This window comes from Cohnella sp., assembly GCF_041641335.1.
In the GTDB taxonomy this organism is placed as follows: Bacteria; Bacillota; Bacilli; order Paenibacillales; family Paenibacillaceae; genus Cohnella.
This window is the reverse complement of the sequence record NZ_JBEPYQ010000156.1, coordinates 1-9,201: the sequence shown is the minus strand read 5'-3', so window position 1 is coordinate 9,201 and position 9,201 is coordinate 1. Positions and strand designations below refer to the sequence as shown.

7 protein-coding genes are annotated in these 9,201 nt (G+C 60.4%); all 7 read right to left on the bottom strand.

Translation table 11 applies throughout. From position 1 onward, the window contains the following. Positions 1–369: 369 nt before the first annotated feature. The 7 genes from ACESLM_RS29770 to ACESLM_RS29740 all read right to left on the bottom strand — a co-directional run bounded on the left by ACESLM_RS29770 (position 370) and on the right by ACESLM_RS29740 (position 8,850). The gene (locus ACESLM_RS29770) at positions 370–2,094 is read right to left on the bottom strand and encodes a glycoside hydrolase family 5 protein (protein WP_372638208.1); all 1,725 of its coding nucleotides are present in this window, start codon (positions 2,092–2,094) and stop codon (positions 370–372) included. A gap of 138 nt (positions 2,095–2,232) precedes the next feature. Further along, a complete protein-coding gene (locus tag ACESLM_RS29765; RefSeq protein ID WP_372638205.1) occupies positions 2,233–3,075 on the bottom strand; it encodes a carbohydrate ABC transporter permease in 843 nt (280 codons plus the stop codon). Next, positions 3,072–3,959: a carbohydrate ABC transporter permease gene (locus ACESLM_RS29760; protein ID WP_094049408.1), complete on the bottom strand. Its 888-nt coding sequence runs from the start codon at positions 3,957–3,959 to the stop codon at positions 3,072–3,074. Before ACESLM_RS29760 ends, ACESLM_RS29765 begins: the two co-directional genes overlap by 4 nt. A gap of 17 nt (positions 3,960–3,976) precedes the next feature. Further along, positions 3,977–5,311, bottom strand: coding sequence for an ABC transporter substrate-binding protein (locus ACESLM_RS29755; protein ID WP_372638203.1), 1,335 nt, complete (start codon positions 5,309–5,311; stop codon positions 3,977–3,979). 91 nt (positions 5,312–5,402) lie between these two features. Further along, complete coding sequence (locus tag ACESLM_RS29750) at positions 5,403–6,488, bottom strand: response regulator transcription factor (RefSeq protein ID WP_372638200.1); 1,086 nt, start codon at positions 6,486–6,488, stop codon at positions 5,403–5,405. After that, the gene (locus ACESLM_RS29745; protein WP_372638197.1) at positions 6,481–8,262 is read right to left on the bottom strand and encodes a sensor histidine kinase; all 1,782 of its coding nucleotides are present in this window, start codon (positions 8,260–8,262) and stop codon (positions 6,481–6,483) included. The genes ACESLM_RS29750 and ACESLM_RS29745 overlap by 8 nt, the downstream gene beginning before the upstream one ends. A 24-nt stretch (positions 8,263–8,286) precedes the next feature. Further along, on the bottom strand, positions 8,287–8,850 hold the full coding sequence (locus ACESLM_RS29740; protein WP_372638194.1) for an MEKHLA domain-containing protein: 564 nt from the start codon (positions 8,848–8,850) through the stop codon (positions 8,287–8,289). Between the last annotated feature and the right edge of the window lie 351 nt (positions 8,851–9,201).

Genomic DNA, 9,201 nt, shown 5'->3' with positions numbered 1-9,201 from the left:
GACTTGCTCTTTGAATTCTTCGCTGTAATGCTGTCTTTGCTCCCCCATACCGGACACCTCATTTTCTTGTTGTATTCATTATCTGTCTGCTCTTATGAGGTGTCCACTTTTTATTCTAGCTCCAGGCGGACCGCTATTCCGTACATTCCGGCGCTCCTGCACCCGCTAACGGTCTGGCGGACCGCTATTCCAGATATTCCGCCGCTCTCGCACCTTCTAACGGTCTGACGGACCGTTATTCCGTACATTCCGGCGCTCCTGCACCCGCTAACGGTCTGGCGGACCGCTATTCCAGATATTCCGCCGCTCTCGCACCTTCTAACGGTCTGGCGGACCGCTATTCCAGATATTCCGCCGCTCTCGCACCTTCTAACGGTCTGGCAGGCCGTTAAGCTCCAGCCACATGACGCGGACCGGGCGGTCGCCCGCAGCCTTCAGCACGAGACGGCGGACACCGGGGGAGACTCGGATTGCGGCAGCGAGCCCAACGGTCTCCCATTCCGGCCCCGCCTCTATCCAGCCGACAGCAGCTCCTTCCGCCTCTACCTCGACTCGACCGCGCATCCCTTCCTCTCCGACTGCGCACATACGCAGCTTCAAGGAATACCCTGCGCTGCTTCCATCAGTCGGCGTCCCCTGGCTATCCGTCGATGCCCCGTGATCCACTTGCAAACTCCCAGCTCCCGATACCGAAACCACCAAGAAGTCGTAAGTCAGCCAATCCCCCGGCATCAACTGCACGCACAGCCATTCGTCCGGCTGCCAGTCCTCGCCCCGTCCGTGCTGAAAATTCGGCGCGGAGCGTTCGCCGCTCTCGACGAACCGGATGTCCGTGCCGTCGCCAGAGCGAAAGCCGAGCGCCCCGCTCCGCTTCTCCGCCACGCCGTATCCGACGCCCTCGCCCCCGTAGCCGTAGAATATCGCCGGGATGCGGACGGGCGGTCTGCGCAGCAGCGCGTCCACGACATCGCGATGATAGACGCAGCGGTCGAGCGGCAAGTTGTCCAAGTAAGTCCACAGCGTCGTCTCGGCTTCCTCGACAGACGGTTTCTCTCCGCCCTCCAAATACGCAACGAGCCGGTCCCAGCCCTCCGGCCGCTTCACCTCGCAAGGGGAATTGTCCCGCTCCAGCTTCTTCCACGTCCAGAAGTTCCACGAGATGCCATGGTCCTCGAACAAGCGGAACGCCCCGGCATACCACAGCTTGTTGTTCTCGCCGCCTTCGCCCATGAAGATCGGAACGTTCCACCTGTCCCGATACTCCAAATAGGTGCGAATACTCTCGGTGTCCGGGTTGTTCCAATACTTATGAAACTGGAGCATGACGTTATCGTCGATCTTCTCGTCGAAAATCGACCAGTCGGTTGCCCAGTGCGCGCCTTCGAGAATGATCAGGTGACGGTCGTCCGCCTCGCGAATCGCGCGAACGATCCGCTTATACAGCGGCATGATCCGGTCGTTGTACTGCGCGAACCAGTCCGGCAGCGGCTCGTTCAGCAGATCGTAGCCCGCCACGATCCACTCGTCCTTGTACCGCGCCGCCAACATCCTCCATAGCTCCACGGTAAGCTCGGCGTTCCTTTCCTCCAGAAACAGGTCGGGACGATCGAACTCCGAATCGTCGATATTCGTCCCCGTCTGCCCGCCGGGCGCGCCGTGCAGGTCGAGGATGACGTATAGCCGGTGCTCGCGGCACCAGCCGATTACCCTGTCGAGGAGCGCCAGCCGGTCCTCTCTCCAGCTCATGCCATCCCCGTCCGTCAGAAACCGGGCGTTGATCGGCACCCGAACGGAGTTGAACCCTTCCTCCGCAATCCGGCGAATGTCGTCCTCTCCAATATAACGATCGTAATACAGCGCCCAAAACTCCGCCGCCTTCTCCTCGCCGACCAGCTCGACGATCATCCGCTCGATGCGCCGAGGGCGGTCTCCCCTGTCCGGGAACGACCACATATAACCTTCCGGCAGCAGCCAGCTGCCGAATCCGACGCCCCGCAGCAGCACCTCGCGGCCGTCTCCATTCACCAGCCTACGCCCGTCGGCCCGCAGAAACCCGCTGACCTCTCCGGCCGCCGGCGCTTGATTTTCCGACATCGATATTTCTCTCCCTTCTCCTACCCTTCCCCCAGCCGACATCCACCAGTTCCATCCTCCACGCTGGCATCCGTCAGCACGCCGCCTTTTTTACCCGACGTCCCCTGCCCAAAGCCAACCAACCAAAGCCACCCCAAGCTAACTCTTGATCGCCCCGTCCGCAATACCGTTCAAAATATACTTCTGAAGCAGCAAATACAGCACGATGACCGGCAGCATCGCCAGCACGAGGGAAGCGAGAATCGCGGCCCAATCGTTGTTGTACTCGCCGAACAGCATATTGGTCGACAGCAGCAGCGTGTAATCCTTCGAATCGGTCAGCATCAGCAGAGGAAGCAGGAAGTCGTTCCACATCCATAGCAGATTCAAAATCGCGATCGTCGCCGTCACCGGCAGCAGCAGCGGAAACACGACGACGAAAAACAGCCGCAGCTCCCCGCACCCGTCCACGACGGCCGCCTCGTCCAGCTCGCGCGGAATCGACTTCACGAACCCGTGATACAGGAAAATCGCCATCGACACGCCCAGGCCGATATAGATAAAGCCGAGCCCGACCGTCGAGCCCTGCACGGCCAAATCCTTGGAAATCCGCACGAGCGTAATCATGATCGAGTGAAAAGGAATGAGCATCGACAGCACGAACAGTCCGAACAGAAATCCGCTCAGCTTGCCCGGCGTCCGGGACATTTTGTAGCCGGCCATCGCGGCGAACAGGATGATGCCCGTCAGCCCGACGGCGGCGACGACGACCGTATTGCCCAGACTGCGCAAATAGTCGGTTTTCTCGAACGCGTCGGCGAAGTTGCCGAACTGCAGCTTAGACGGAAAAGCCAAAATGTCGGTAAGCATCTCGCCTTCCGTCTTAAGCGAGTTCAGCACGCCCATATAGATCGGAAACAAAGTGAACAAGGCGGCGACGACCAGCGACGCAAATATTAGCGCCGAGCCGGCCCGGCCGGCCAGCCCGTAACGGCGGTTCATGCCTCCACCTCCCTCGTCTTCATAAACCGAAGCTGCACGATCGTGATGACGAAGATGATGAGAAACAGAATCATCGCCTTGGCGCTGGCATAGCCGTACCGGTTCGTAAAGCCGAACGCCTCCTCGAAAATATTCAGCGCAACGACCTGAGTCGCCCGCCCTGGACCGCCCCCCGTCAGCGCGTATACGGCGTCGAACGCCTTAAACGACGAGTTCAGCGTCAGGAACACCCCAATCGTCAGCGCGGGATAAATCATCGGCAGCGTAATCCGGCGAAACGTCTGCCAAGCCCCCGCCCCGTCGATCGCGGCCGCCTCCTTCAGCGATCGCGGTACGCCCTGCAAAGCCGCGATATAGATGACCATCAAGTATCCGACGCCGCCCCATAGAGACACGATGACGATCGCATAGAACGAATAGCTCGGGTCGCCGATCCAGGACCGGTCCAAGAAGGCCATCCCGGCCTTTTCCACCAGATAGGACGACACCTTCGTAAAAATAAACAGCCACATAAACCCGCCAATAATCATGCTCAGCATGTTCGGCATAAAAAAGATCGTGCGAAACCAAGCTTTGCTCCGCCCCATCGCCTCCACGAAGACGGCGAGCACGATCGCGATCGCGTTTTGCAGCACGACCATGAACGCCACGAACTTCGCCGTAAACGCCAGCGACCGCAAGAACGCCGGATCGTCCGTCAGCGCCTCCGCGTAGTTGGCGAACCCCACCCAGCCGTAGGCGGGATTCAGCCCGTTCCAATTCGTCAGGCTGTAAGCTGCGCCTCCGAAAGCGGGGGCCAGCATGAACGCCGCATAGAAAGCCAGCGCGGGAAAAACGAAGCCCAGCAGCGCGGCCGTCTGTTTGCCATTTTTCGTCAAGCGCATATGCCCGTCGCTCACGGCTACTGCTGCGCCTGGACGCCTTTGGCCCATGCTTTATCCAGCGTTGCGATTATTTCGTCCTTGGTGACGTCCTTCGCGTAGTAGCTTTGCAGCAGCTTCGCGGTTTCGTCCGTCACGCCGCCCGGCAGCGACAGGTCGAGATACGCTTTGCCTTGCGCTACGTAGGAGCTCGCTTCGGCAATCCATGGGAAAGTCTCGTACGTATGCATCGTCGCGACCGGGTTGAACTTGAGTTCCTCGAACAGCGGAGCGGAGGCCTGGTCGTCGAGAATGTAGTTGAGCAGGTCGAGCGCGACTTCCTTGTTTTTGCTCGTCGGGGATACCGCCAGCGACGTCGAGGTCGCCAGGTTGATCATCGCCCCGGTCGGATCGTTGCTGACCGGCAGCGGCGCGACGCCGAACTCCATGTCCGGGTTGACCTTGAGAATTGTCTCCGCCTGCCACGGCCCCTGCACCCACATCGCGCCCTTGCCGCTGGCGAAATCCGCGGAGCCGGCTTCGCCGCCGACCTCGAACGGCTTGCCCGTTCCGTTGGCCATAATCAGGTCGATAATATCGAATACGCTGGCAACGTCCTTGTAAGAGGCCTCGCCCTTGTTCATCCGCTCGATCCAGTCCGGATGGGCCGACGACACCGTACCGCCGAGCGAGAGCGCCATCATCAGCTGCGGAATCCAAGATTCCTGGAACGCCAGTACGAACGGTTTCACATTGGCCGCGTTCAGCTTGTCGATCGCCGCCTGCATCTCGTCCAGCGTCAGCGGAGGCGCGATGCCCTGCTCGGCGAAAATCTTTTTATTGTACAGATATCCCCAGCTCAAGCTCTCCAGCGGCAGCGCCACGACCTTGCCGTCGTAGGTCACCGTGTTGCGCACGCTCTCGTACACCTTCGGCACGAACGGCTGATCGGACAGATCGCTCAGGTAGCCCGCCTTGTAGTAGGTCGGAATATCCGCGATCGCATGCAGCGTGAACAGGTCCGGAGCGTCGTTGGACGCCAGCCGCGTCTGCAGAATCTGCTTCGCCTGATCGGGATTCGGCATCTCCAGCTTGATCGTCACGTCGATGTTTTTCTCCGCCAGCTCCTTGGCCTTGAACTGCGCGAAATACGCCTCGAACTGATCCTTGAACCGCGGAAAGCTCATGAACACCTTAAGCTCGACCTTCTGCGGAGGCGTATCCGCTTTCGCCGATTCGGACGGAGAAGCGGAATAACTTGGCGAATTCGCCGCCGATGCGGACGGGCTTGTCTCCTTGTTGCCGCCCGAGCCGCACGCCGACAGGAACGATGCGACCAACACGAGCACGAGACCGAAATAAAGCGCTTTCTTCATGGATGAGTACCCCCTTGAGTTGAAATCACCTTCAGTATAGGGGAGCGGCCAACGCCGATCATTCGAGCCTGTTAGCATCCGTCATTGCACTTTATTGATGTTGCGGCTTCGCTTCGTCATCCTTCTTGGCGTAGTCGCCGGGTGTTACTCCGTAATGCTTTTTGAACACCCGGTAGAAATACGCCAGGTCCTCGTACCCCGCCAGCCTGGCCGCGTGCTTGATCGCCAGCTTCCCTTTGAGGATCAGCTCTCCCGCCTTTTCCATCCGCTTGCGCACGATGTAGTCCGACAAATTTTCTCCCGTCTGCGACTTGAATGCCCTGCTCAAATGCTCCTTACTGACGTGAAAACGCTGCGCGAGCGTCTCCAACGAAACCGGCTCGCTGTAGTGGCGGTCGATATGTTCCCGGATCATCGTGACGTCCAGACGCTGGCGCCTGCGCAGGATCGACTCGACCTCGTCGATCGCCTCCCCATACATCGCTTGCAGCTCCCCGATCGCCTGGTCCGGACTCGCCGACTCTCCGGACGACGCGCGCGGCCGCAAGCCGGCGACGTCCAATTTGTTCTCCGCGACGAATTCCTCCAGCAGCGACAGAAAATCGTGGCCGGCCTTGACGTAAGCCTGCCGCGACTCGCTCAAGCTCCCGATCCATTCGCCCAGCTTCTCCAGCGTCTCCAGCGCGGCGGCCTTGTCCAGCTCCAGCAGGCAGCCTTTCATCCGCTCCCTGATCGCCGCGTACTTCTCCTGCGCCGCCGGATCGGGCAGCGCAAACGGCTCGCGCGGGGGCGCGCCCTCCGCCCGCCTCAACTCCTCGGCGCACAGCGCCAGCGCCGCGTTCAGCTCGTCGCGATCGAGCGGCTTCAGCAAATATTCCACCGCCCGCGAGCGAATCGCCTGCTTTAAGTACACGAAATCGTCGTATCCGCTCATAACGATGATCTTCATCTTCGGGAACTGCTCGTTCATCCGTTTCAGCAGTCCGACGCCGTCCAGACCGGGCATCCGCATATCCGTGATGACGATGTGCGGCCGGCGCTCCTCGATGAGCCTCAGCCCTTCCGTGCCGTCCTCCGCTTCTCCGTCCACGCGCAAGCCCAGCTCGTCCCATTCCGCCAGCGCCTTGACGACCTCTCTCGACCACGGCTCGTCATCTATAATCGCTACGTTAAACAACGTTCTCCTCCCCCTTCGTCCGAACCGGCAGCTTAAAGGCGACCAGCGTCCCTCGCTCCGGATTGCTGAATAGCCTTAGTCCGCTGCCCGCTCCGAACTGCAGCTTCAGCCGCGCGTCGACGTTTTGCAACCCGATTCCCTTGCGTTTCTTCGGCCCGTCCGCCTTCCGATCCGCTTCCGCCGCCCGTCTCCTCGTTCCGCTCGCCAGCTCGGCGCGCAGCTCCAGCAGCCGCTCGCGCTCCATGCCGACGCCTTCGTCCCGGATCAGCACGGCGATGCTCCGCGCGCGTCGCTCGATTCGCACCTCGATGCGCCAAGCGCCCATCTTGCGCTGAAGGCCGTGCTCGAACGCGTTTTCCAGCAGCGGCTGCAGCGTGAACTTCGGTATCGGCGTTCCGAGCGCCTCCTCGTCGACGGACAGCTCAACGGTGCAGCGGCCCTTGAAGCGGTTCTCCTGAATAAACAAATAGTTGCGCATATGCTTGAGCTCGTCTTCCAGTGGCACGCGGTCTCCCTCGGTTCCGATCGCGTAGCGCAGCAGCTCTCCGATCACCTGAGTTACCTTGTAGATTTCCGGCGCTCCCTTCGTCAGCGCCATGCCTCCGATCAGGTGCAAGGTATTGTTCAGAAAATGGGGATTGATCTGCGCCTGCAGCGCCTGAAGCTGAGCGTTCTTCAAGTCGATCTCCCGCTCGTACTCGTCTTCGATCAGCTGCCGGATGCGCTGCATCATCGAATTGTAGCCGCGCTCCAGCAGACCGATCTCGTCGCGGCTTTGCGGCGCTTTGAGCTCGAAGCTGTGAATGTGCGCGCTTCTCATCGTGCGCGCCAGGCTGACGATCGGTCGGCTGATCCGCAGCGAGACGAGAATCGACAGCACGATCGAGGCGGCGGCGAACAAGGCGCCGGTCACGATACCGGCGCGTATCGTCGCGTTGGCGCTGCGGGCGACGGTCGCCAGCGGCACGGCTTTCACGACGGTCAGCTCGCCGTCGTCCACCTTTTTCATGAAGTAATAGTAGCTGCCGGCGCTCTCCGTTCTCAGCTCGGAGTCGGATAGCGCAAGCTGTCGAAGATGCGCCGATATTTCCCCGGAAATGTCGGATTGCGTAGAACCGGACAGCAGCTCCCCCTCGTCGTTCAGCAGGAAGACGGAGCTTTCCGGCTCCGACCTCAGAATGCGCCCGACCTCCTCCCACACGTCCCGGTTCAGACGCACGGACAGTCCGCCCAGCAGCTTGCGGTCCTCGAACCGGTAAATGCCGTGATAGGCGTAGATCCCGCTGTCCGTCTGCTTGAAATACATATTGACCGGCTCCCGCAGCAGCCGGTTCCATTCGCCGCTGCCGATGTCGACCGCGGACACCATTCCGCTGCTCGCGTAATTCGCCGAAAACGCTTTCTTATTGGCGTGAACGTAGAGCGTCAGCAGGTCGATTTTGCGGGAGTTGGCGAAATAGGCGGACGTCAGCGTGTTCTGGATGAAGTTCTGCGTCCGGTACTGCACGCCGACGTCGGCGCTGTCGACCTCGTTCATGCCGTCCATCAGCGTTTTGTTGATCTGCAGCGTATAGAACAGCACGTCGATCTGCTGAATCAGCTCGTCCAAATATTGATCCGCCCACAGCATCCGCGAGCGGTTGGCGGCGACGATTTCCTTTTCCACCGAAGACCGGGTATTGTTCGTCGCGATCCACGTCACCGTCACGACCGGCAGCGTCGTCAGCGCGATCATGAGCAGCATCAGCCGCAGCCGCAAGCTCGTTCGTCTCATCTTCCCGCCCCTCCCGCGTATCCGTCAGACGTAGGCCCACTCCGAGAAAACGGCGGCTTGTCCTCTGTAGCTTCCCTGCTCGTCCGTCACGCTCCACAGCAGCACGTTGCGGATTTCAAACCTTCTGCCGCCGCTTGAAATCCGGATGCCGTAGTAGCCGTCGGAATAGCCTTTTTCCTTGGCGTCCGCCAGCAGCTTCTCCCGCTGTGACCGCTCCATCGGCTCGGCGGTCAGGCGCGAAGGCGTCCGCGTGAACTGCTCCCACGTCATCTCCCACAGCTTAAGCGCCGCAGCGTTGCCATAGTTCAGCACCGGATCGGCCTCCGTCCCGTGGGAGAGCAGCACGAACGGCGCGCGGAACAGCGCCGCTGCCGCCTTGCCCGGGGCGGGCACGGGCGCAAGCAAATCGCGCCCCGTCGCTCGGCGGTAGCTGTCCAGCAGCAGACGGGAATGGGTTTCGGATGCGTGGTTTTCGTCCGTCGGCTCGCTTGTCGTTTTATTCGTCGATTCAGTCATGAACCCGTTCGCCTCTTTATTCGCAGACTCTTTCGTGAACCCGGTCGTCGCTTTATTGGTCGGTTCGGTCATAGCGTTCGGTCAGCTCCGTTCTTTCTTTTGCGTTAGTCTCTATTATAGCAACTTTTGCTCGGTAGAGAGCTAGGATCGCATAATGGAGAAACCCCGACAACCTAACTGGCACTATAATCGAGCAGCAGAGGCGGATTATTCGCAGTCTTGACGGATCGTCGACTGCAGCTTGCCCCGCACCTCCCCAATGCCAAGTAAGGACGTGTTTTCCCTTTCATCTTCCCCGCAATCAACGGGCTCTCCCGGCTCATTAGGGCCTTGGAGGTGGCGGGACGGGAGCGTGGAGGCCAAAAAAGTGCCTTGGAGGTGGCGGGACGGGAGCGTGGAGGCCAAAAAAGTGCCTTGGAGGTG